The sequence below is a fragment of the Methylophaga sp. OBS1 genome (genome assembly GCF_026319365.1).
The window spans coordinates 24,162-46,577 of the sequence record NZ_JAPDMS010000003.1; the positions used below are offsets into that span (position 1 = coordinate 24,162).

19 protein-coding genes and 3 tRNA genes are annotated in these 22,416 nt (G+C 50.3%); 6 read left to right on the plus strand and 16 right to left on the minus strand.

Features of this window, described 5'->3' with window-relative positions:
• Positions 1-4 precede the first annotated feature (4 nt).
• The 4 genes from OMQ46_RS09465 to OMQ46_RS09480 all read right to left on the minus strand — a co-directional run bounded on the left by OMQ46_RS09465 (position 5) and on the right by OMQ46_RS09480 (position 4,973).
• Positions 5-652, minus strand: a complete 648-nt coding sequence (locus OMQ46_RS09465; RefSeq protein WP_266236529.1) for an MBL fold metallo-hydrolase — start codon at positions 650-652, stop codon at positions 5-7.
• Between the two features lie 110 nt (positions 653-762).
• Entirely contained in the window at positions 763-2,010 is a 1,248-nt protein-coding gene (locus tag OMQ46_RS09470; RefSeq protein ID WP_266236530.1) for a hypothetical protein, read from the minus strand.
• Between the two features lie 97 nt (positions 2,011-2,107).
• The gene (locus OMQ46_RS09475) at positions 2,108-2,455 is read right to left on the minus strand and encodes a hypothetical protein (protein WP_266236531.1); all 348 of its coding nucleotides are present in this window, start codon (positions 2,453-2,455) and stop codon (positions 2,108-2,110) included.
• Between the two features lie 124 nt (positions 2,456-2,579).
• Positions 2,580-4,973, minus strand: coding sequence for a Lon protease family protein (locus OMQ46_RS09480; RefSeq protein WP_266236532.1), 2,394 nt, complete (start codon positions 4,971-4,973; stop codon positions 2,580-2,582).
• A gap of 80 nt (positions 4,974-5,053) precedes the next feature.
• Here OMQ46_RS09480 and OMQ46_RS09485 point away from each other — a divergent pair, with 80 nt between their 5' ends.
• Entirely contained in the window at positions 5,054-5,359 is a 306-nt protein-coding gene (locus OMQ46_RS09485; RefSeq protein WP_266236534.1) for a PilZ domain-containing protein, read from the plus strand.
• An 11-nt stretch (positions 5,360-5,370) separates the two neighbouring features.
• Here the strand turns inward: OMQ46_RS09485 and coq7 are convergent, their stop codons facing one another.
• From coq7 to OMQ46_RS09505, 4 genes are all read right to left on the minus strand, one after another.
• A complete protein-coding gene (gene coq7, locus OMQ46_RS09490; RefSeq protein WP_266236535.1) occupies positions 5,371-6,015 on the minus strand; it encodes a 2-polyprenyl-3-methyl-6-methoxy-1,4-benzoquinone monooxygenase in 645 nt (214 codons plus the stop codon).
• 22 nt (positions 6,016-6,037) lie between these two features.
• Positions 6,038-7,096, minus strand: coding sequence for a GGDEF domain-containing protein (locus OMQ46_RS09495; protein ID WP_266236536.1), 1,059 nt, complete (start codon positions 7,094-7,096; stop codon positions 6,038-6,040).
• Between the two features lie 142 nt (positions 7,097-7,238).
• Positions 7,239-8,186, minus strand: coding sequence for a chemotaxis protein (locus tag OMQ46_RS09500; RefSeq protein ID WP_266236537.1), 948 nt, complete (start codon positions 8,184-8,186; stop codon positions 7,239-7,241).
• Positions 8,187-8,513: 327 nt separating this feature from the next.
• A tRNA-Leu gene (locus OMQ46_RS09505) sits at positions 8,514-8,600 on the minus strand.
• A gap of 42 nt (positions 8,601-8,642) precedes the next feature.
• Between OMQ46_RS09505 and rnr the strand changes: the two genes are divergently transcribed.
• The 5 genes from rnr to OMQ46_RS09530 all read left to right on the plus strand — a co-directional run bounded on the left by rnr (position 8,643) and on the right by OMQ46_RS09530 (position 13,008).
• On the plus strand, positions 8,643-10,811 hold the full coding sequence (gene rnr / locus OMQ46_RS09510) for a ribonuclease R (protein ID WP_266236538.1): 2,169 nt from the start codon (positions 8,643-8,645) through the stop codon (positions 10,809-10,811).
• Between the two features lie 145 nt (positions 10,812-10,956).
• Positions 10,957-11,032: transfer RNA gene (locus tag OMQ46_RS09515), tRNA-His, on the plus strand.
• Between the two features lie 198 nt (positions 11,033-11,230).
• Positions 11,231-11,306 (plus strand) — tRNA-Thr (locus tag OMQ46_RS09520).
• Positions 11,307-11,617: 311 nt separating this feature from the next.
• Positions 11,618-12,145 (plus strand): SixA phosphatase family protein, encoded by a 528-nt coding sequence (locus OMQ46_RS09525; protein WP_266236539.1) that lies wholly within the window; start codon positions 11,618-11,620, stop codon positions 12,143-12,145.
• Between the two features lie 50 nt (positions 12,146-12,195).
• Entirely contained in the window at positions 12,196-13,008 is an 813-nt protein-coding gene (locus OMQ46_RS09530; protein ID WP_266236541.1) for a CHAD domain-containing protein, read from the plus strand.
• Here OMQ46_RS09530 and OMQ46_RS09535 read toward each other — a convergent pair.
• The 8 genes from OMQ46_RS09535 to OMQ46_RS09570 form a co-directional block, all read right to left on the minus strand.
• A complete protein-coding gene (locus OMQ46_RS09535; protein ID WP_266236542.1) occupies positions 12,983-13,414 on the minus strand; it encodes an RrF2 family transcriptional regulator in 432 nt (143 codons plus the stop codon). The genes OMQ46_RS09530 and OMQ46_RS09535 overlap by 26 nt on opposite strands.
• 45 nt (positions 13,415-13,459) lie before the next feature.
• The gene (locus OMQ46_RS09540) at positions 13,460-15,187 is read right to left on the minus strand and encodes a bifunctional protein-serine/threonine kinase/phosphatase (RefSeq protein WP_266236543.1); all 1,728 of its coding nucleotides are present in this window, start codon (positions 15,185-15,187) and stop codon (positions 13,460-13,462) included.
• Positions 15,188-15,199: 12 nt separating this feature from the next.
• Positions 15,200-16,666 carry a NarK family nitrate/nitrite MFS transporter gene (locus OMQ46_RS09545; RefSeq protein WP_266236544.1) on the minus strand — a complete coding sequence of 489 codons (1,467 nt, stop codon included), beginning with the start codon at positions 16,664-16,666 and terminating at the stop codon, positions 15,200-15,202.
• Positions 16,667-16,838: 172 nt separating this feature from the next.
• The gene (locus OMQ46_RS09550; RefSeq protein ID WP_266236545.1) at positions 16,839-18,077 is read right to left on the minus strand and encodes an EAL domain-containing protein; all 1,239 of its coding nucleotides are present in this window, start codon (positions 18,075-18,077) and stop codon (positions 16,839-16,841) included.
• A gap of 134 nt (positions 18,078-18,211) precedes the next feature.
• Complete coding sequence (locus tag OMQ46_RS09555) at positions 18,212-19,003, minus strand: ABC transporter ATP-binding protein (RefSeq protein ID WP_266236546.1); 792 nt, start codon at positions 19,001-19,003, stop codon at positions 18,212-18,214.
• A gap of 10 nt (positions 19,004-19,013) precedes the next feature.
• Positions 19,014-20,036, minus strand: coding sequence for an ABC transporter permease (locus OMQ46_RS09560; RefSeq protein WP_266236548.1), 1,023 nt, complete (start codon positions 20,034-20,036; stop codon positions 19,014-19,016).
• Between the two features lie 72 nt (positions 20,037-20,108).
• Positions 20,109-21,509, minus strand: coding sequence for a CmpA/NrtA family ABC transporter substrate-binding protein (locus OMQ46_RS09565; protein WP_266236549.1), 1,401 nt, complete (start codon positions 21,507-21,509; stop codon positions 20,109-20,111).
• 291 nt (positions 21,510-21,800) lie between these two features.
• The gene (locus tag OMQ46_RS09570) at positions 21,801-22,406 is read right to left on the minus strand and encodes an ANTAR domain-containing response regulator (protein ID WP_266236550.1); all 606 of its coding nucleotides are present in this window, start codon (positions 22,404-22,406) and stop codon (positions 21,801-21,803) included.
• Between the last annotated feature and the right edge of the window lie 10 nt (positions 22,407-22,416).

The window sequence follows — 22,416 nt, forward strand, 5'->3', positions numbered from 1 at the left end:
TATTTTAATGTGTGAAAGTTAAAAAAGGATTTGTTTCGCGTTCTTGTGCCAGCGTGGTTACAGGACCATGGCCACTGTGGACGCGTAAATGACCGGGCAGTAGCATGAGCTTTTCCAGGCTTTGTTGCATCAGCGCCGTATCACCCATTGGTAGATCCGTTCTGCCCACACTTCCGGCGAACAGCGTGTCACCGACAAAAATATCCTGCTCGTCGTAATAGCATCCCTGCCCGGGGGTATGACCCGGAGTCGAAATGAAATGCAGCGTGGTCTCACCCAATTGAATACTATCGCCGTCGTCGACATAGTGATCGATTCGACCACAAGCCCGGTTCATATGCGGCGCCCCGAACCAGTCACCTTGCTGCGGCAGGGTCTCAAACAACGGCTTTTCCAATCGTGGCAGATAAGTCGGGACATCAAAGCTCTGCTGAAGTCGCACCAGTGAGCCGGCATGATCAAGATGACCGTGGGTCAGCAGAATCATACGGATATCCGCCGGTGGCGCCAGAGACTCCAGATACTCGGCGAGTTCTTCTGTTTCCCCGGTATCAATGATGGCTGCCTGACCGGTCGCTTGATCTCGAACCAGGTAGGTATTGACCCGGAAGGCGCCCACCGTGATGCACTCAATCTCCATACCATTATCCATTCTAGATTTGCTGCTGAAATACCATTGTGAGAGTCATAGTAGCAGACACAAAAAGGCCGCCAGCAGAGTCCGGTTGAACACCACTGACGGCCTTAAGACGATTTCAGGAATCAGTCTTCAAACTGATCCCATTTTTTGCGTGCTTCACGGGCAATGATCATGTTCTGACGGAACCAGTCCTGCTTGACTCTCTGAGCACGAACCAGGTCAAGGTTGGCCTGCCACCATTTTTTCTTCAGTGACAGGTGCGGATCCGGATGCATATTGGCTTCATACCACTTGTGATGATTGACACGGGCCTGTTCCAGATTCGCTTTCCACCATTTTTTCTTGGTTTCTGTTGCCACCTCATCACTGATTTCATACCAGTGCTTCTCGGTCGGCGTGTTATCCAGGTTGGCTTCGTACCATTTGTGGCGTTTTTCTCGGGCCTTTCTGAGATTCTCCTCACGAAACGCCAGCTTCCAGTCTGTATCACCAGCTTCTTTGAAGTCATACCAGTGACGCGTGGTCGGCGTATGATCCAGATTGGCTTCGTACCACTTACGCTGATCACGCACTTTAGCAATCGCTTGTTGCAGATTCGCTTCGTACCACTTGTTCTTGGTCTGCTGATGCGCGACCTGGTTAGCTTCGTACCATGGTGTTTCTACCACTTTAGCCGGGCGCTGATTAGCCTCATACCACTTCTGATTTTCATGCGCACGATTAGCGCTCTCGGCGAAATATTTCTGCTTGGCACGCTGGGTACGAACCAAACTCAGGTTGGACTCACGCCAGCGTTTTTTCAACTCGGCATGAGGATCCGGATGGATATTGGCTTCGTACCATTTATGACGAGACACACGGGCCTGTTCAAGATTGGCCTGCCACCATTTTTTCTTGGTGTCTGTAGCGACCTCATCACTGATCTCATACCAGTGCTTTTCAGTCGGCGTGCTGTCCTGATTCGCTTCGTACCATTTGGTACGACGTTCTCTGGCTTGCTCCAGATTCAGACGCATCCAGTTTTTTTTCACATCGCTGTACATTTCTTCACTGAAATGCTGCCAGCGTTGTTCTACCTCAGACGGCTTCTTATTGGCCTCGTACCATTTGCGGGTAGCACGAACGGACTCAACAGCCTGATGCAGATTCGCTGCGTACCATTTATTTTTGGTCTCCTGATGTTTGACCAAATTGGCTTTGTACCAGGGAATCTCGACTTCTTTTGCCGGACGCTGGTTAGCGTTGTACCAAGGCTCAGCGGAAGTTGAAGCGGGTTTTTTATTCGCTTCATACCACTTGCTACGGCTTTCACGTGCTGTCTTTAAATTCGCTTCGTACCACTTTGTTTTAATATCAAGTGTGCTACTCATCTCTCATACCTCTTGGGGTAATTGCTATAGCTGATATTACATGAGTTATCATCAAAGCAACAACAAAATAGCTCGAAGTGTTGATCCTGATCAGGTCTTATTCGTAGCAGTGTTTTTCAGCTTTGACCCGCTGAAGAGAGGTAATCTGTTGTTCGACGTGAAGCTGTCTTCTGTCTTCTTTTTCATCGACTAGCGCCGAATAACCGAGATAGCCCAAACCAAGCCAGCCTTCGACCAGAGGCACACTGTCAAAAATCACCATAGCGGTGGCCAGTTTGTTGGTGCCATCTTCATAGAACTGCGGCTTGTAACTATAGCGATAGGGATGTAACTGATTGATGGCCATATCCAAATCATAGCAACTCAGCGCTTTGACTTCAGGTTCAGCGTGAACCACCGGGGGCTCAAAATAAATGGGTTCGGTGGGAACCGGCGGCAGCGACATGGCATTTGCCTCCAACCAGCATAAACTCCCAATCAAAAGCATGTATCCGCGCATATTGGCACTCCCGAATATTTCATCTTCAATCACCTTATCGGCACTGACACAGTTAGCATGAATTGCCTGATTAGTCCGACTGATTCTCTTTATCATGTCGGTGCAGGTCGGCCCATTTTTTCAGTCTTTCTGCGACGGCGGCATTAAAGCTGTTTGCGGTAAACTCACCCTGCTGATCCCGCTCTCCAGCATCGAGCCCCGATAACAGGCTGAGTGCATCATTGACATGATAAATCGCATGAATATGAAACTCGTCTTTACTGACAGCATCAATCACATCCTGGCGAAGCATCAGGTGCTGAGCATTGGAAGCCGGGATAATCACCCCCTGTTTGCCGGTCAGGCCACGCATCTTGCAGATATCGAAAAAACCCTCAATCTTCTCATTAACACCACCAATTGCCTGAACATGGCCATGCTGGTTCATGGAGCCGGTAATGGCATAGGACTGCTTCAGCGACACCCCGGCTACCGAGGACAGCAAGGCGCATAATTCGGCCACGCTGGCACTATCACCATCCACCTCGCCGTAACTCTGCTCGAAGACAATACTTGCAGCCATCGATAGCGGCGCATCGGCCGCGTAGGTTTTGCCCAGATAGCCACTCAAGATTAAAACACCCTTGCTGTGAATATCGCCGCCGAGTTCGACTTCACGCTCTATATCGATGATATTGTCATCGCCGAAACGGGCACTGGCGGTCACTCGGGATGGCTGAGCAAAACTGAAACCGCCGATACTCAATACTGATAGCGCATTGACCTGACCAACCTGGTTGCCGATAACGTCGATATCAATAACCTGGCGTTCAATTTGGCTGTAAATCTGTGATCGCAGCCTGTCCAGCCGTTGTTCGCGCATATTGATGGCCGTTTGCACATGTTCCCGGGCCACCAGTTTCGACTGGGTTTGCCTCGCAAGGTAAGACGACTCTCGCAGCAGATCCGTCATATCGCCAAGGTGTAAGGAAAATTTACTGTTTTCCTCAATCGACCTTGCACTGTGTTCTATGACCCGAGCCACAGCAGCCTTATCCAGGTGCAACAGGTTTTCCTTATCAATGGCACTGGCCATCATCCGCGCAAATAACATATCGTTATCGGCACTCCGGGGCATATGCTCTTCAAAGTCGGCAACAATCTTAAACAGGCCGGCAAATTCCGGATCCATCTCATACAGAAGGTAATAGAGATGCCGGTCCCCCAGCAGGACCACCTTCAAATCCAGCGGAATAGGCTCCGGCTCCAGTGAAACCGTCGCTACCAGACTATAAATACGTTCCAGTGTATCAAAGCGTACTTCTCGGGATTTCAATGCACGTTTCAGGCCTTCCCAGCCAAACGGCTGCATCAGCAATTGCTCGGCATCGACGATGAGGTAGCCGCCATTCGCGCGGTGAACGGCACCGGCTTTAATCAAGCTGAAGTCAGTGACCAACGCCCCCATCATCGCCATGTTCTCAACACAGCCCAGCAAAGTCTGGTGATGGGGCAGGTTTTCGTAGATGACAGGGGCACCCTGCGTTTGTGAATTATCTACCACCAGATTAATCTGATAGCGTTTGAGCAAACTATCCTCACCCGCAGCCTCTTCAGCGTTGCCGGCTTCCTGCTTCACAAAAGCATCGACATTGTCACGAATGTCTTTCAGCATAGCCTCAAAATAGAGCTGGAGCTTATTCGAGCTGGGATAGGCATGTTTGATTTTATTGATGTGCTTACTGATAACTTCCAGTGCGACTTCATCATTCAGCGCCTGCAGCTTGCGGAAATTATCCCGCTCCCATTCGCGTAATTCGAGCAGCGTGTGTTGCAGCTCTTCGTGCAGGTCGGCAATCGCGTCTTCCGTCTTTTCCTGCTCGTGGGCCGGTAATTGCTCAAATTCCTCGGACGTCATCGCCTGGCCATCACGCTGGGCAGCAAAGGCATAGCTGCCATCCTGCATCCGCAGCAACACCACGCCTTTCCTGTCAGCTTCTGTCTGTAATACGCCGAATAATCTGACCCGGTGTTTGCGCGCGGCCTCTTCCAGCGAGCGCATCCTTCCCCGATAGTACTCGTCATCAAAAGCCTGTGGTAACTCTGTCTCAAGATGACCGATAATGGTTTCTATGTCGTGTCTCAGTTGATTGCCCTGCCCTGCAGGCAGAGCGACAGCCCAGGGCTTTTGCGGATCGGCAAAATTATTGAGGTAGGCCCAGTCCTTACCACGCGGCTGATTTCGTGAGTGCTCATCAAGGAAACGTTTAATCAGGGTGTATTTACCGACACCGGCTGGTCCCATGATAAAGAGGTTGTATCCCTCAGCATCAATATTCACCCCAAAGTCGATGGCGGACTGGGCGCGATCCTGACCAACAATACTGGGCAAGGTTTCCAGGTCTGCTGTCGAATTAAATTGCCAATTACTGGGGTCACAATGCTGATATAAATCACTGACCTGAAGTTCGGTACGTCTCTGCATGGTGTTCCCTGTTTGAATGCGTTACCTTAAGCTTAGGTTAGCTGATACAGATAGGCAACAGAACAATTACGGAGTCGTCGATGTCTCAGGATTACGAGGAAAAACGTTCATTTACCAGAATGCGGGTTGAAACCAGCGTCCGTTTCAATGTGAACAAAAACAGTGATGTTACTTACCAAGGAGTGAGTAAAGATCTCAGTGCTACTGGCTTGATGATGCAGACTGACTATGCACCACCCGTAGGCGCTGAGCTCGATTTAGAGATGCATACGGACAATGACCGCTTCCCCCCTTTTATGGCCAAAGGCAAGGTGTTACGGGTAGAAACAGACCCCTCTGACAGTAGCAGGTACCTGATTTCAGTGGCGTTGAACAATATTCAGTAAGACTGATCCAATCAGATCCAGTAACTGCTTCGCGTCATCACCTTGGAAATCATCGCCATCAAATGAGTGATAGGCTGCGGTAACAATGCGCCCCCGGCTTCGAGCGCATTTGTGCCATGATGCGCTTCGTCAATTTTCATCTGCTCCAGCACGGCACGGCTTTTCTTGTCGTGTTCACTGATGACTTTCAAGTGACTATCGATATGCTCGACGACCTGCTTTTCAGTTTCAGCCACAAAGCCAAGGCTCCATTTATCACCGATTTTGCCTGCGATTGCGCCGAGCGTGAACGAACCGGCATACCACAGCGGGTTGAGCACACTGGTGTGTGATGACAAGTCATCCAAGCGTTGCTGACACCAGACCAGATGGTCATTTTCTTCCCTGGCCGCCAGTTCCATAGCTTCTCTGACCTGGGGTAGTTTTGCTGTCAGAGCCTGCCCCTGATACAAGGCCTGCGCGGATACTTCGCCGGCATGGTTAACCCGCATCAGGCCTGCAGATTGCTTGCGCTCAGCGGGGCTCAGCTCCGCCTCTTCAATATCATGACCGGGTATCGCCCGGGCGGTGGTTTCCGGTTTTCCGGCGACCGTTGTCAGGGCTTTATCGACTTCAATGATGAATTTATCGAACAGGCTGTAATGTCTCTGGCTCATGGTAATAACTGACTGATGAATTTCAGAATAATTCTACATCACCATGGGCGAGTTTTGACACTGGATGGATATGGCCGTCTGAAACCAGTTGTCTGTGACTCTGCACCTGGTTACGGCCGTTTTGCTTGGCATAATATAAGGCTTCGTCCGCTTCACCTATGACATCTGAAGGTGATTGCTGATGACTGATTTCTACAAAGCCGATGCTTGTTGTCACCTGCTTGAGCTGTGGAAAGTCATATTCGGCGATCATCTGACGTATGCGCTCGAAGGTGTTCATTGCATCATTTTCATCAGGTGCTCTCAGCACTACTACAAACTCTTCACCGCCATAGCGATAGACCAGATCATCATCACGAATCACCCCGGATGTCATGAGGCGCGCCACCAGTATGATGACTTCATCACCGTATAGATGACCGTAGTTGTCATTAATCGATTTGAAGTGGTCGATATCAATGACACCCAGCCAGTACTTGATAGAATAGGCGCGACGACGGGAATCGTTCGGAGAAGAGACCTCTTCTTCCAGGTGATCGCTCTGCCGCACCAGAATTTTGGTGATTTCATTATCCAGCGTTTCCCGGTTGTAGAGACCGGTAAGCTTGTCTTTCTGCGTTTTCTCGATCAAGGCCAGATAGTTCGAGTAGACACGAAGAATACCGTAGACAAGACGCTGATCACTGGCAGAAGGCAAGGTATCGGTAGAAATCAGGAGAACCGCAAATATATCGCCATGAGAATCAAAGGCTGGATACACCACATTCCACTCGCCTTTTTCCGTGCTGCTTAGTTCCACATCGCCAGTTTCTATGGCCCGGTTAATCGCATCACTGATCTCGGAATCACTGCCCAGCAGTTTGGGATTATCATCCGTCGAGACAATAACGCTGTTGACGCAGAAGGCCAGCAGGCTCAATTCATGACCGTCGGACTGCTCACGCACGCGAAAAAGCCGCAAATCCTGGGTTGGAAACAGTTCATTGAGCGTTTTCAATAAACTTTTTTCAAGTACATGTCGATCGTGGTGACTGGTAATTTCAGCCAGATTATCCACAATCCGGATACTGTTGTGGATCATGCCACGCGCCTTGTCTGCTTGTTATGCATCTTTCCCTTGCTCCGCATCCAAATGTGATGGATATCACAAAACGTGACAGGTTAGTCTAATTTCTGCCGCGTCGCAATTGTTACTGATTGATTTATTGGAAGTTTCCAAAGTTCTATCTTTTCAGGAAATGCTCCAAAGTATCCGCCAGCTCGCGTGGTTGGAACTTAGATACATAAGCATCGGCACCGATGCCACGGCCCATCGCCTGATTAGCCTGCGCTGTCAGGGACGAGTGCATGATAACAGGGAGATGTGATAGACGCGGATCAGCCTTGATTTTCTGGGTCAGCACGTAACCATCCATTTCCGGCATTTCCACGTCAGTCAGGATTGCCTGCACTTCGCTGGTGATATCTCGACCTTCCTGCTCACATTGATCAGCCAGTTTAATCAGCAGTTGCCAGGCCTCTGCGCCGTTTACTGCGCCAATATGGTCAACCCCCATCACATCCAGGGTCTTTTTGATTTGCTTTCTGGCAATATTGGAATCATCAGCGAACAATAAACGATACTGGTGGTGCTCACCGATATGCCGGATACCGTCGAACACAGTTTCATCATAGAATTCGCCTGCGTCGGCCAGCACCTTCTCAACGTCCATGATCATTACCAGACGTTTGTCACTGAGTTCAGCTACCGCTGTGACCAGCCCGCCCAAACGTTTAGAAATCAGTTGCGGCGGCTCTTTGACCTGCTCCCAGTTCAGTCGCTGGATGGTATCCACGGAGCTGACCAGAAAGCCCTGCACATGGGTGTTGTATTCGGTGATCATCAGAATCCGGGGTTCGTCCTTGGATTCAAGATGGCAAAACTTCTGCAGATTGATAATCGGCACCATATCACCGCGCAGGCTGACAAAGCCCTCGATACCATCAGGCATCTCAGGTGCCGAGGTGATTTCCGGTATGTTCAACACCTCACGCACTTTAAAGACGTTGATGCCGAAGACCTCATTACGACCAGTGGCATCACTGGTGCCCAGATTAAATAAGAGTACTTCCAGGTGATTGGTGCCAGCGAGCTTGGTGCGCTCGTCAATGGAATCGATGAATGTTGCCATAAAATTTCCCGCTATAACCGCTGCCCTGATGTGACAGACTTATCATAAATTTTATAACGGACAGTATCATGAAATCTTGAATCAACTTCGACAAAAGTTTACAAAAAGCTTTGGATAGGGAGATTGAAATAAAAGGCAAGCGTAGGCATATTGCTGTAACATACAGGCTATGCCAGAGAGCACTAAGCCCTGTCAGGGAGTCTGCGAGTGAAATTAAGCGCAGCATTCTTCTTTTCCTGCCGCATCAGATTAAGCCGATGGCGCGGGAAATAAATTACAATAATGATTTGGATGAAGCGGCAACTGAAGGTGTTGCCTATTCGGAAGTGGTGCCCAGGGGGAGACTCGAACTCCCACGTACATAAGTACACTAGCACCTGAAGCTAGCGCGTCTACCAATTCCGCCACCTGGGCTGAAGAAGGCGCAAAGATTACAGAGTGAATTTGAAACTGTCAATGACTAATAACAAGAAAAACGATCCCAACTTCGAACGCGAAGCCGAGAAATACGATAACCCCATCCCGAGTCGTGAGTTTATCCTCTCGATTTTAAAGCAAAATAATGTGCCCCTGACGCGAAAAAGCATCGCCAAATTAATCGGCATAAAAGGTGAAGAAGAAACCGAAGCGTTACGGCGTCGGCTCAGGGCCATGGAGCGGGATGGACAACTCTTGCGCAATCGCAAGGGCGCTTACGGTGTGGTCTCCAAAATGAATCTGGTCAGCGGCCGGGTCATGGGACACCCGGAAGGTTATGGTTTTCTCGTCCCTGACGAGGGGGGGGAAGATCTTTTCCTTGGCGAACGGGAGATGCGTAGTGTGCTGCACGGTGACCGTGCCCTTGCCCGCATTACAGGTATTGACCGCCGTGGTCGCAAGGAAGGCGCTATCGTAGAGGTTACTCATCGGGCTAATACCCATATTGTGGGCCGCCTGATTCGAGACGCCGGTATTTATTTCGTCATTCCCAATAATCGTCGTATCAGCCAGGACATACTGATCCCGCCTGAAATGCTGATCGGCGCCAAAGAAAATCAGATCGTCGAAATCGAAATTACTGAGAATCCCAATGTGCACCGTTCGCCATTGGGCCGGATCGTCGAGATTATCGGCGATCACATGGCTCCGGGCATGGAAATCGATATTGCCTTGCGCGATTTCGAACTGCCGCATGAATGGTCTGACAAGGCGCTGCAGCAGGCAGAACAGTTTGGTGACAGCATCCCTGAGAATGCCGTTGAAGGTCGCCTTGACCTTCGCGACATGCCTTTGGTGACGATTGACGGTGAAGATGCCCGTGATTTTGACGATGCCGTCTGTGCCGAACGCCTTGATAATGGCAACTGGCGATTGTGGGTCGCCATCGCCGATGTATCACACTATGTGCAGCCAGGTGACCCACTGGACCTGGACGCAGGCGATCGCGGCACCTCGGTCTACTTCCCCAGCCAGGTCATTCCTATGTTACCTGAGGCCCTGTCAAACGGCCTGTGTTCACTCAACCCGGAAGTCGACCGCCTGTGCATGGTCTGCGAAATGGAGATCAATCAGGACGGCAAAACCGAATCATACCGTTTCCACGAAGGCGTGATGTTCTCCAAAGCCCGGCTGACTTACGATAAAGTCGCCGCCATGCTGGTTGATAACGATCCCGCCTTGCGAGAACAATATCAACACGTCTTGCCGACACTGGAAACCATGTATGGACTGTTTAAAGCCATGCAAAAAGCCCGTGATCAGCGTGGTGCCATTGATTTCGAAATGACAGAAACTCAGTTCCTGTTTGACGAGAATCGTAAGATCCGTTCCATTCAACCTCGTGAACGCAATGATGCGCACCGCCTGATTGAAGAATTCATGATTGCTGCCAATGTCAGTGCTGCCCGCTTCCTGCTTGATCATGAGATCCCCGTTCTTTATCGGGTTCACGAAACCCCATCTGAAGAAAAACTCAGTGGCCTGCGTGATTTTCTGGGTGAACTGGGTCTGTTCCTGGGCGGCGGTGATGATCCGGAACCGCGGCACTATGCCTCTTTACTGGAAACAGCCAGCAAACGGCCCGACGGTCATCTACTGCAGACCGTGATGCTGCGCAGTATGAAACAGGCGGTATACAGCCCCGATAATATCGGCCACTTTGGTCTGGCTCTGGATGCCTATGCCCACTTTACCTCGCCTATCCGCCGCTACCCGGACCTGCTGGTCCACCGGGCTATCCGTCATATCATCAGTGGACGTAAAGTCAGCAAATGGCGCTATTCACACGAAGACATGGTCCATCTCGGCGATCACTGTTCTATGACCAGCCGTCGTGCGGATGAGGCGACCCGTGATGTGAGTGACTGGCTTAAATGTGAATACATGCGTGACCGCGTTGGTGAAACGCATCAGGGGGTCATCAGCGGCGTGACCGGCTTCGGCCTGTTTGTCGAACTCAGCGACATCTACATAGAAGGTCTGGTCCATGTCACCTCGCTGAAGAACGATTACTACCAGTTCGACGCAACGGGCCACCGTCTAACCGGCGAACGGACCCGCAAGGTCTACCGTCTCGGTGACACATTGACCGTGAAAGTGGTTCGTGTCGATCTGGATGAAAAGAAAATCGATCTGGAGCTGGTGTAGACAAAAGCCGCTTAGCAAGCGGCTTTAACGCTGATCAATTTGGCCGGAGACACAGATTTTCCTTGACCAGAGAAATAAAGACAGTAAAATTATCGTCTTTCCAAAGCACGGGGCTATAAAGCCTCGCTGTCTGCAAAAAATAATGGTGAGTGTAGCTCAGTTGGTAGAGTCCCGGATTGTGATTCCGGTTGTCGTGGGTTCGAGCCCCATCACTCACCCCATTTTTTGCTTATCCTGATTGGCTCCTCTTGATTCACGCGCAGTAATATCGCGTCCAGTTTCAGCGCTGGGAGCAGGTCATCTTGCACTCTTTTTATTTCAGATTTACCCAGCTTCAATAACTTAGCGATACTTTACAAAAGTGGCTGGCAAATGACTTGCAGAGTGATGGGCTCCTACGTATAATGCGCTTCTTCATTGCCGGTGTAGCTCAGTTGGTAGAGCAACTGATTTGTAATCAGTGGGTCGTAGGTTCAAGTCCTATCACCGGCTCCAGAACAAATAAAGGGTCATGCTTTTGCATGGCCCTTTTTTGTTTCTGCGATTCCTGAGATCCCACAGCCATAATTTTTTACTCACAATAACTGTGGATAAGTCTGTGAGTATCAGGCGCAAAAATCCTTAAGCTACTCTCAGCATGACACTTAATTGAACTGCTCAAAAAATCACCAATTATGAGCCGTACCCCCCCACCATTGCGGGCGTTGCATCTGACCTGCTGCCTGATTATGCTTGAACTGTCCGGCAACAATTGTCGCCTGAGTCTTCCCGATTTCTTCTGTTAGCTAGTCCGAGGTTGTTACGTTATGGTCGCTAAAACCAAACAAATCATGATCTTACGTCATGCTAAAGCTGAGACAGCTTCGCCAGCCGGTGATTTCGCCCGCCCCCTCACCGACAGCGGCAGGCAACAGGCGACTGATGTCGGTGCGGTCTTACTGGAACAGAAACTGATTCCACAAACGATATACAGCTCTTCAGCAAAACGGGCATTGGAGACTGCTGAGCGGGTCTGTGAACAACTGGCGATAGACAAACACGACATCGCAATGCGTGACGAACTCTATTTGGCTGACACAGAGACTTTCCTGTTACTGCTCCATAACATCAATAAACGGATCAATCGCGTGCTGATTGTGGGCCATAATCCGGCACTGGAGGACCTGGTAGAAGCTCTGAGCCACACTGACTTTGTCAGTGATCAACCCAATGGTAAGAGACTGTTGCCAGCGTCTATGGTCCTGCTTGAGTTTGACGGTGAATGGACGGATCTCAAAACCGGCAGCTGTGAACTCAAACAACGGCTTCACGGTAAACTGCTAAAAAAGCACTGAAAAGCAATGCTCCCGCCTGCCGGGCATTGCAGCAGCTACTCTTAAGTGAAGTGTCGGCCATCAGGCAGTGGCGCAAAGTTGCGATTAAAGGCAAAGACCCGGAAGGCGTGCACCAGCTCAGGGTCAGTCTCAGAAAAATGCGCAGCGCGCTGACAATTTTCAGCCCGGTCATCAATCCCACTTACCGAAAGTACTGGCGCAGGGAATTGAAAGCAATGTCGAAACAACTCGATGCGGCACGGGATCTGGATGTATTTATGCTGACCCATTTCCAGTCAAAAAACAGTGACTCTGATCTGCATCATGCACTGAAAAAGCAACAATCCAGGATATACAATCAGCTTTCAGAAAGCCTCAGGGGTAAGTTCAAACAGCGCCACCGTCAGCTCAAAAAAGCGTTAAAACAATCACGCTGGCCACAGCAGCATTGTCGCCAGCATAGCCTGTCACTGTCATCTCTGGCACAGCAACAACTAAACTGGTTGTATCAGAATGTATGTCAAAAAGCGCAGGGCCTGGATCTGAATGATGAAGCAGCCCTGCATCAGCTTCGCATTGCCTTTAAGCAACTGCGTTATGGATGCGAGTTCCTTGCCCCTGTGCTGGACAAAACCCAGAGTCCGGTTTTTATGAATATGGTGAAAGCCTTACAGGATCAATTGGGCGAGATTCATGACGCGGCCGTGCAGCAGGAAATGCTGGCCGTTCTGCCGTTGGCGGCGCATGATGAGCTTCAGGAAATCGTCAATCAAAGTCAGCGAAATAGTCAGCGCCTGAAAAAAACACTGACAAAGCAACTTAAGCGTTTCAACAGTATCACCGTGCCCTGGCAGCAGCTCAATTTGGCATCAGAATCTGTCTGAGCGGCGCTTTATCGACCAGTAAATCAGCCAGGGTATATTTGTCCAGCACCTGATACATTGCCTGCTGGGATTCTCGTAATATGCCAGTCAGCTTGCAGACAGGAATCAAACAGCAGTCGCCTTGCCCTTGCACACAGGGTAGCAGCCCCTCGGCACCTTCCGTTTTACGGATAACTTCACCCAGATTAATCTCTTCAACCGACCGATTCAGCATCAGGCCACCGCCTTTACCACGGATTGTTTTGATGTAACCGGCTTTAGCCAGAAAGTGCACTACTTTGGTTAGATGATTATCGGAAATCTGATATCGTCCTGCGATATCGCCGATAGTCACTCGTTGTCCCGGCTGTACGGCAAGGTACATCAGAACGCGCATGGAATAATCAGAGAAAGTGGTAAGGTGCATAGCTGAAGCGGCGATGGATATGTGAGTAAGACTATCTTACAGGCATCATCCGTGGCTCAGAAAATAAATCAGGATCAGGTTAGTGATAAACAACAATAGAGCCAGTCCTCGCCAAAATCCGACCGGGTTGCGCTCTATCAGCGGTAATTGTTCCTCGCGCAGGTAATCCGGGTTGGGTTTGACGAGGTCTGATTCAAACTCCGACAGGGCTTCATAGCGAGATTCGGGCGATAACTGTACCGCCTTGCGAATAGCCTTATCCACCCAGTGCGGAATATCGCTGATGGATTCGCTGACTGAGCGGTAACGCAACCGGTTCAGCCCTGCCTGGTCACGCACCCTTGCCAGCTTGTCTCCGTATGGCAGTTTACCGGTTAACATCTGGTAAACGATACAGCCCAGGGCAAATATATCGGACTGAGAAGATCCGGGTTTACCAACCAGGTATTCCGGCGCCGTGTAATGCTTGGTACCCAGGAGCTCGCGTCGCTCGACCGGCGTTGAAATATCGGCGATACCGGCGATTTTGGTGGAACCAAAGTCAATAATTTTAAGTACGCCATCATGACTGACCATGATATTGCCGGGCTTGAGATCCTGATGCAGCATATCCAGCCGGTGAAAAGCGCGCAGACCGGCCGCTATCTGTGGCACCAGTTCACGGACCGATTTCAGATCCAGCGTACCGACATCATCCAGCCACTGCTCCAGTGTTTTGCCATTGACGTATTCCAGCACGTAATAGAGAAAGCGACGAGGCCGCTTCTGCTCAATGGTTCTCACTACATGAGGACTGTCAATGCGACGACCAATCCATTCCTCCAGTTGAAAACGTTCCAGATAGGCCGGATCATCCTCGAAGTTGACTGACGGTGTTTTGATGACGACTTTCTCACCGGTTTCGGTATCCACCGCCAGATAGAGCTGACTGGTGGAACTCGCATGCAGCTCACGGCTAATCCGGTAACCATCAAGAATCACACCTTCATAGAGTTCCGGCGGAAAAGGTAGTGCCGTCAGTTGTGCAAAAACCTCATTGGGATCCTGGGTGGGCAGTTGCTCGACCTCAAGAATCAAACAGCTGACATTGTCCTGACTGTCCTGCTCCAGTGCCTGCTCACAAAACTGCTTCGCCAGTGCATCCAGATCATCGTGATCACTGCCCAGCAGACTGCGAAGCTGTTTGTGGCTGAGCACATCGTGAACGCCATCTGTGGTGAAAAGAAAATGGTCACCCGCTTCCACCGTCAGCGATTTGTAATCAATATCGAGACAATAATCGACGCCGAAAGCGCGCCCAAGATATTCCTTGTTGTCATCAATGCGAATGCGATGATCGGTCGTGAGTTGTTCAAGCTCACCATCACGATACAGATAAATCCGCGAATCGCCGACATGGAACAGATGCGCTGTGATCGACTTAATCACCATGGCACTGAAGGTACTGGCTAGGCCTCTTGAGGCATCCTTGAAATGATTGCTCTGGCCATGCAGCCAGGTGTTAATCGCGGTCAGCACTTTACCGCCGGACTGTTTTACCGACCAGGAATCAGGGGTGCTGAAATAATCACTGATAAAACCGGTGACGCAGGCCTGACTGGCCTGTTTACCTTCGGCGCTGCTGCTTATGCCATCAGCCAATGCACAGGCCACGCCCTTGGTCTCCAGCAGCGCCAGGTTGCCGGGCACGGAAAAGCCCAAAGAATCCTGATTTTCGACTTTACGGCCTTTATCAGAATACTGGCCGACCGTGACCTTTAACCTGGCTACCATCTGCGTTCCGTTTTAATGAACGTCAATCATCTGCACAGTCCCATCAGGCAGGATTTCCGCCATCTGGCCGCGCGGCTCATCCATAAACTGTACCGCAATCAGGGTCACTACGGCAGTCGCTGCAATCACAAAGAAGAAGGTCTGGGCCGAAACCAGTGACAAGACGGTCAGAAACGTCACCGCGCCGACATTACCGTAGGCACCGGCCATACCGGCAATCTGACCGGTCAGGCGACGCTGGACCAGTGGAACCACCGCAAATACGGCGCCTTCACCCGCCTGCACGAAGAAAGAACAGGCCATGGTCGCCAGTACCGCGAACAACAGCAACCATTCCGGTGTAATCATGCCCAGTACCATATACCCCACAGCGAGACCGCTGATACAGATTGTCAGTGTACGTTTGCGACCCAGCTTGTCACTGAACAGCCCACCGACCGGCCGCGACACCAGGTTCATAAAAGCAAAACCGGAGGCCAGCAGGCCTGCCTGAACGGCACTGATATCAAAGGTGTCACTGAAATACAGCGGCAGCATCGAGACCACCGCCAATTCAGAACCGAAGGTCGCGAGATAAGCCAGATCCAGTACTGCCACCTGTTTGAATTTATAGCGATGAATCTCCGGCACGGTTTTGGTGAAGACGTCTTTATTAACCTGATAGATGTGATACACCTGATAGCCAAATAAGGCCACCAGCCCGATATAGACGGCATAAGTGATGCCCTGTGACAGCAGTTCAACACCACTCGGCGACAGCTTCCAAGTCAGCAAAGCCAGGGCGGCATAGAGCGGAATGCTCATCAGGATATAGAGGAAAAAATCGCCTTTGCTGGTGACTTCCATCGCCCCGCTTTTTTTGGGCTTGAAGTAAGTCGAACCTTTGGGCGTATCTGACACGCTGTTGTAGTAGATAAATGCATAAATTAAAGCAATGGCACCGGTGGTCGCCAGTGCATAACGCCAGCCGTTGTCACCTCCGTACATCAGTGCCAGCGTAGGCAGCGTCATGGCTGCAGCGGCTGAACCGAAATTACCCCAGCCACCATAAATGCCTTCAGCCAGGCCGACCTGTTTGGCCGGGAACCACTCTGAAATCATGCGGATACCGATCACAAAACCGGCACCGACAAAGCCCAGCATAAAGCGGGCAACGGCCATCTGCTCAAAGCTGTCAGCAATGGCAAAGAAGAAACAGAGAAAACTGGAAATGCCCAGCAGCATGCTGAACATGATTTTAGGCCCGTATTTATCCACCAGCATGCCCACCACGATGCGGGCCGGGATAGTCAGCGCCACGTTGAGGATTAACAGGGTTTTGACCTGCTGATCATCAAGCCCCAGCGTGTCCCGAATGGCCACCATCAAAGGCGCGTGGTTGAACCAGACAACAAAGGTGATAAAAAAGGCCATCCAGGTTAGATGGAGCGTTCGGATGTTTCCGCTGAAAGACAGCAGGTTTAGCTTTTGACTAGACATGAATTCAGTTCTCTCTTTAGAACACGTTACCAACATTGGTTTGCGTTCTTAGTGCTGGAATCATGCCAGTTGAATAAGTATTTGTTTTATCGAAAGATGAGAGAATAAATAGGTATAACAGGCTCTGATTTAAGTCTAAATCGGTGCAAGCTGCACTACGATTGTGCGCGTTTCAGGTCGGTGACTCATCTTCATCTGGCCAGTCAAGATCGCAACAAAATACATAAACAGCGCTAGCGACCTCAACAGCCTGAGAGACAGTGACACACATGTGTGAACCGGCGACGGACAGATAAGGGCGGCTAACCTGGGTCACGGCGGGATTATGAATGGCGCGGTAATGGTAGTGACGGTGTGACCAGTTGGCATTTTCACCGGCCAGCAAAGGGGTAAAACGAATATCCAGCTTCGCGGTATACTGAGGCGAGTATAAGCTTTTACCAATCTGGAACCCCTTTTCATCCAGGAGGTAGCAACGGACTGCGCGTTCATCTTCAAATACAGAAGCACCGCACTGTTCAAACGGTGTCTGCTGTTTCAAAGCCGCTATCTCGATTTCATAACGATGTTTGAATTTCTCAAAGTGAGATTGCAGCTTTCGGTTGTACTGACTGCGGACATTGTTCTGACGGTGAAGCAGGTCCTCAAGCTTGCTGGCGAAGTCACGATCGCGCTTAATCTGTTTATCCGGTTTGGCGAAGTAAAAGCCCTGCACCATATCGGCGTTACTGGATATGGCGACCATCGCCTCTTTTTCGTTTTCCACACCCTCGATCACCACGAGACTGCCGGTTTCGTGAATCAACGAAACAATGCCTGTCAGGATCCGCTCGACTTTGAGTGAACGGCCGGCCTGTCTGACCAGGCTACGATCAATCTTGACGATATCCGGCTGTAGCTCCCATATGCGGTCAAAGTTGGAGTGGCCGGCACCGAAATCATCAATAGCAATCAGGCAACCCAGGTGGCGAAAGTGCTGGATCAGTTCTTTCAGATAAACCCGGTCGTCAATTTCACTCTCCAGAATCTCAATGACGATTCTCCTGGCAGCGATGCCGGTCTGGCTCATAAGATCGCGCATGAACCCGGCATCGGGCCGCTCTGTGACCAGACACTGGGAGTTGAGATTGATGAACAACCAGCTTTCGTTTTCACCGGCATGGGCAAAATTACGCGCGTGCAAAGCACGGCATGTGCGGTCCAGTTCCAGATGTTCACGACTGTTGCCCGGCCGCTGCATGACTTGAATGGGGCTGATATAGCGACCATCACTGTCGTACGCCCTCAGCAGCCCCTCGTAGCCTACGGGCTTTCGATGCGCAATACTGAAGATAGGCTGAAATGCAGACGACAGAAATAAACTATCGTATTCGGCAGCGAAGCCTCTCTCGCTGAAAGAAAGTTCTGTCATCCCAACCCGGACCTTTGTAGATGATTGCGCCCAACAGTCTAACATTTTGTCTATTTTTTACCCGGTGAATTTATCATTAATTATGTTGTGTTCTTAATAAAAAAGCCTGCATCAAAATGATGCAGGCCCAAAATCTAGGCTACTTTCCGGGCGTGTCGCTCATGCAGAAAGTGAATCACTTCAGAACGATAATGGTTGTAGTCTGGATTATCCGCCAGTGCCAGACGTTTACGGGGGCGGGGAAGGTCGACCTCCATGACTTCCCCAATGGTCGCTGCCGGCCCATTGGTCATCATCACAATTTTGTCGGATAGCAGAACGGCTTCATCGACATCGTGGGTAATCATGATGACCGTGTTATTCAAATCGGCCTGAATATCCATCAATGAATCCTGCAGGTGAGCACGCGTTAATGCATCCAGGGCACCGAAGGGTTCATCCATTAGAAGCACCTTGGGCTCCATTGCCAATGCGCGCGCAATTCCCACCCGCTGCTTCATACCACCGGAAATTTCTGAAGGCATTTTATGCATCGCATGCGTCATATGTACCAGCTCCAGATTATGTTCCACCCATTCACGAATCTGTTTTCTATTACGGGTCGAACCAAAGACCGATTTCACTGCCAGTTCCACATTCTGATAACAGCTAAGCCAGGGAAACAGAGAATGATTCTGAAAAACGATGGCACGGTCAGGACCGGGCTCATCAACTTCCCTGCCTTCCAGTATCACCCCGCCTTCTGTTGCTTTGTAGAGGCCACCGACAATATTCATCACCGTGGATTTACCACAGCCTGAATGGCCGATGATGCTGACAAATTCGCCTTTTTCAATTTTTAGATTGACGTTCTCCAGTGCTCGGAAGGGACCATTAGGTGTTGGAAAATCAATGCTGACATGGTCGATATTGAGATATTTGTCCATTGTCTGACTCCTAGCGAATAACAGCGTTTTTGTCGTATGAGAAAAATTTCTGGAAGCTCAGGGTGATGCGATCCAGAATGAATCCAATAATGCCGATAGTCAGCACTGCCACCATAATGCGACTCAGTGACGAGGAACTGCCGTTCTGGAACTCATCCCAGACGAACTTGCCCAGCCCCGGATTCTGCGCCAGCATCTCGGCAGCAATCAGCACCATCCAGCCTATGCCCAGAGAAATACGCAGACCGGTAAAAATCATGGGTATCGAAGCAGGAATAACGACCTTCCAGACGGTAGTAAAGTAATTCAGCCGAAGCACGCGAGCGACATTGATCAAATCCTTATCAATCGAGGATACGCCAACGGCAGTGTTAATCAGTGTTGGCCAGAGAGAACATAAAGTCACCGTCAGCGCCGAAGTGATAAAGGATTTTTCAAACATCGGGTTATCACTGACATAGACGGCACTCACCACCATGGTCACAATCGGCAGCCAGGCCAGCGGCGATACCGGCTTAAAAACCTGAATCAATGGATTCAAAGCTGAATATAAAGTGTCCGACAACCCTGCCACGATGCCGACCGGCACGGCAATGACGGTCGCTATCAGAAAGCCGACGAATACCGTAAACAGACTGGTCAGAATTTGGTCAAAAAAAGTCTCCTTACCGGTATAAGGACGAATCGTGACTTCGGCATCGGGGTTTTTCTCCAGCTTGGCGGCATTGCGCTGTTCCTGGCGCTCATAAAACGCCTGCTCGCGATCACGCGCCTCATAGTGCTCATCGACCAGCACATTGACCTGCTCCCAGACCTGGGTTGGCCCCGGCACCTGACCGAGACTGGTGATGACTTTCGCCGCGCCAAGATGCCAGAGAAACAAAAACACAGCGATGGCAAACAGCGGAACGCCGACCATCTTGCCCAGTTCCTGCATCTGATGCTTGGGGGACTCACCTGCTGACAGTCTGACCAGCGGTATAAACCAGGTAAAACCAGTCATTTCGAGAAAATAAATCAGTTTGTCTTTCATAGTGACTCTTTCGTTGGTTTGGACACAATCACCCTGCCTGCCAGGCAGACAGGGTGGCTTGCTGTTCCGGTGTTACTCGACAACCTCTTCACCCTTGAGGCCAATCGGGAACTGTTCCAGATAGGCATTAGGCTGGGTGCCGTCGTAAGCGATACCGTCGATAAACTCGGTTTGCGTCGGTTTGAAACCGGTTTCAGTTTCAAAATCGGGGAAGGCCGAGGCCGGCAGTTTGCCTTCTTCGATCAGCTCTTTTGCTGCCAGGGCATAGATATCGGGACGATAGACTTTCTTGGCGATATCCATATACCAGCTATCCGGTTTAGGCTCGGCAATCTGCCCCCAGCGGCGCATCTGGGTCAGATACCAGACGGCATCACTGTAATAGGGATAAGTCGCGTTGTAGCGGAAGAAGACGTTAAAGTCAGGCACCGCCCGCTTGTCTCCTTTTTCATATTCAAAGGTGCCGGTCATACTGTTGGCAATAACTTCATAGTCAGCACCGACATAACGACTCTGTGACAGGATTTCCACGGCTTCAGGACGGTTGGCATTGCTGTTTTCATCCAGCCAGTGAGCGGCACGGATCAGGGCTTTAACCACCGCGATATGGGTGTTGGGATTTTCTTCCGCCCATTGCTTGCTCACACCGAACACTTTTTCCGGGTTATTTTTCCAGATTTCATAGTCGGTAATCACCGGCACACCAATGCCCTTAAACACGGCCTGCTGATTCCAAGGTTCACCCACACAGTAACCGTAGATCGTGCCGGCTTCCATGGTGGAAGGCATCTGTGGTGGAGGGGTGACCGAGAGCAGCGCATCAGCCTGAAGCTGACCGCTGGTGTCACCTTTATGTGGCGCATAATAGCCGGGATGGATACCGCCTGCTGCCAGCCAGTAACGCAGCTCATAATTGTGCGTGGAGACCGGAAACACCATGCCCATATTGAAAGGTTTGCCATCGGCTTTATAGGAATCGACCACCGGCTTCAACGCTTCTGCACTGATTGGATGCACCGGTTTACCGTCTTCATCCATCGGCACATTGGGTTTCATCTGATCCCAGATTTCATTAGAAACGGTAATACCGTTGCCATTCAAATCCATACTGAAGGCCGTGATGATGTCAGCCTTGGTACCGAATCCGATAGTGGCCCCCAGCGGTTGCCCCGCCAGCATATGCGCTCCATCGAGAGTACCGTCAATGACACCGTCCAGCAGCACTTTCCAGTTGGCCTGCGCTTCCAGGGTGACGTAGAGCCCCTCGTCCTCAAAAAAGAATTTTTCATAAGCAATGGCGAGCGGCGCCATATCGGTGAGTTTGATAAAACCAAATTTGAGCTCCGGTTTTTCTACTTCACCGGGTGCGGCATAAGCACTGGTGAAGGACATCATGCCGGTACTGAATACCAGACTGGCAGCAGCCAGGCTTTTAACCAGATGACGGCGGGTGATGGATAACTGTTTTCGCATTATCTGCTCCTGAATTTTGTTCAAAAAAAAGACGCACTCACAGGCTTGACCTGCAAGGACGTCTTTATCCGGAATTGAAATTTTGATTTACCCGTCGTTGGGTTGTGACTCAGTGTAGCGTTTGCAGATAATATGCCAACTAGATACCTAAATAATTAAATAAACAATATCAATGACTTGAAAACGTTCCGCTTAACGTTTTTTTAGTGGTGCCTGCACACTTTAGGGTCATGGGGTGATTCACGCACAGGCGTGGTGCGACTCCAATTCGCGTGGCTGCTGAGCAGTCACTCAAACTGACTTTTGGGGTTCAAGCAGACTGGCGGTGGCAAGAATATTCTGTGCCAGTTGTGCCAACCGCATGTTCTGGTTCATCGCTGAAGTTCGCAGTAATCGATAGGCTTCATCTTCACTACAGTTCCGTTGCTCCATGATCAGGCCTTTGGCCCGGTCAATGACCTTACGATCAGCCAGCGATGTTTTCAGCTCTTTGATGTGCTTCTGCATCGATTGATACTGGCGGAATCGTGCCATGGCGGTTCTCAAGATAGGTAAAACCCGATCCTCACGAAAACCATCAACGATATAAGCACTGACTCCAGCCTGAATCGCCTGCTCGATGGCATCATCACGGTCATCATGGGTGAAGATCACAATCGGTAACGGAAACTGCTCGTTAATCACTTTGAACTTGCTGAGCATGTCACTATCACTGTTGTCCATTACCGCGATAATCAGTTCCGGTTCTACCGTCCATTTTAGAGTCAGCAACTGTTGCAGCGTCGAGCCTTCAAAAATAATCTTGTAAGGCGTTTCTGCCAGCGTCATTTTCAAGCTATGGCTGACATCGCTGTGTTCACTGATAACAATGGTATTAACGTTCGTCTCGGTGTGCATGGCAGCGCTG

Bases quoted from the DNA above. Each gene is read 5' to 3' on its own strand.
- OMQ46_RS09470 (WP_266236530.1), bottom strand. From the start codon at position 2,010: ATGAGTAGCACACTTGATATTAAAACAAAGTGGTACGAAGCGAATTTA.
- OMQ46_RS09540 (WP_266236543.1), bottom strand. From the start codon at position 15,187: ATGGTAGCCAGGTTAAAGGTCACGGTCGGCCAGTATTCTGATAAAGGC.
- OMQ46_RS09500 (WP_266236537.1), bottom strand. From the start codon at position 8,186: ATGGCAACATTCATCGATTCCATTGACGAGCGCACCAAGCTCGCTGGC.
- OMQ46_RS09550 (WP_266236545.1), bottom strand. From the start codon at position 18,077: ATGACAGAACTTTCTTTCAGCGAGAGAGGCTTCGCTGCCGAATACGAT.
- OMQ46_RS09545 (WP_266236544.1), bottom strand. From the start codon at position 16,666: ATGTCTAGTCAAAAGCTAAACCTGCTGTCTTTCAGCGGAAACATCCGA.
- OMQ46_RS09560 (WP_266236548.1), bottom strand. From the start codon at position 20,036: ATGAAAGACAAACTGATTTATTTTCTCGAAATGACTGGTTTTACCTGG.
- OMQ46_RS09475 (WP_266236531.1), bottom strand. From the start codon at position 2,455: ATGTCGCTGCCGCCGGTTCCCACCGAACCCATTTATTTTGAGCCCCCG.
- OMQ46_RS09525 (WP_266236539.1), top strand. From the start codon at position 11,618: ATGGTCGCTAAAACCAAACAAATCATGATCTTACGTCATGCTAAAGCT.
- rnr (WP_266236538.1), top strand. From the start codon at position 8,643: ATGACTAATAACAAGAAAAACGATCCCAACTTCGAACGCGAAGCCGAG.
- OMQ46_RS09535 (WP_266236542.1), bottom strand. From the start codon at position 13,414: ATGCACCTTACCACTTTCTCTGATTATTCCATGCGCGTTCTGATGTAC.
- coq7 (WP_266236535.1), bottom strand. From the start codon at position 6,015: ATGAGCCAGAGACATTACAGCCTGTTCGATAAATTCATCATTGAAGTC.
- OMQ46_RS09555 (WP_266236546.1), bottom strand. From the start codon at position 19,003: ATGGACAAATATCTCAATATCGACCATGTCAGCATTGATTTTCCAACA.
- OMQ46_RS09485 (WP_266236534.1), top strand. From the start codon at position 5,054: ATGTCTCAGGATTACGAGGAAAAACGTTCATTTACCAGAATGCGGGTT.
- OMQ46_RS09570 (WP_266236550.1), bottom strand. From the start codon at position 22,406: ATGCACACCGAGACGAACGTTAATACCATTGTTATCAGTGAACACAGC.
- OMQ46_RS09565 (WP_266236549.1), bottom strand. From the start codon at position 21,509: ATGCGAAAACAGTTATCCATCACCCGCCGTCATCTGGTTAAAAGCCTG.
- OMQ46_RS09465 (WP_266236529.1), bottom strand. From the start codon at position 652: ATGGATAATGGTATGGAGATTGAGTGCATCACGGTGGGCGCCTTCCGG.
- OMQ46_RS09480 (WP_266236532.1), bottom strand. From the start codon at position 4,973: ATGCAGAGACGTACCGAACTTCAGGTCAGTGATTTATATCAGCATTGT.
- OMQ46_RS09495 (WP_266236536.1), bottom strand. From the start codon at position 7,096: ATGATCCACAACAGTATCCGGATTGTGGATAATCTGGCTGAAATTACC.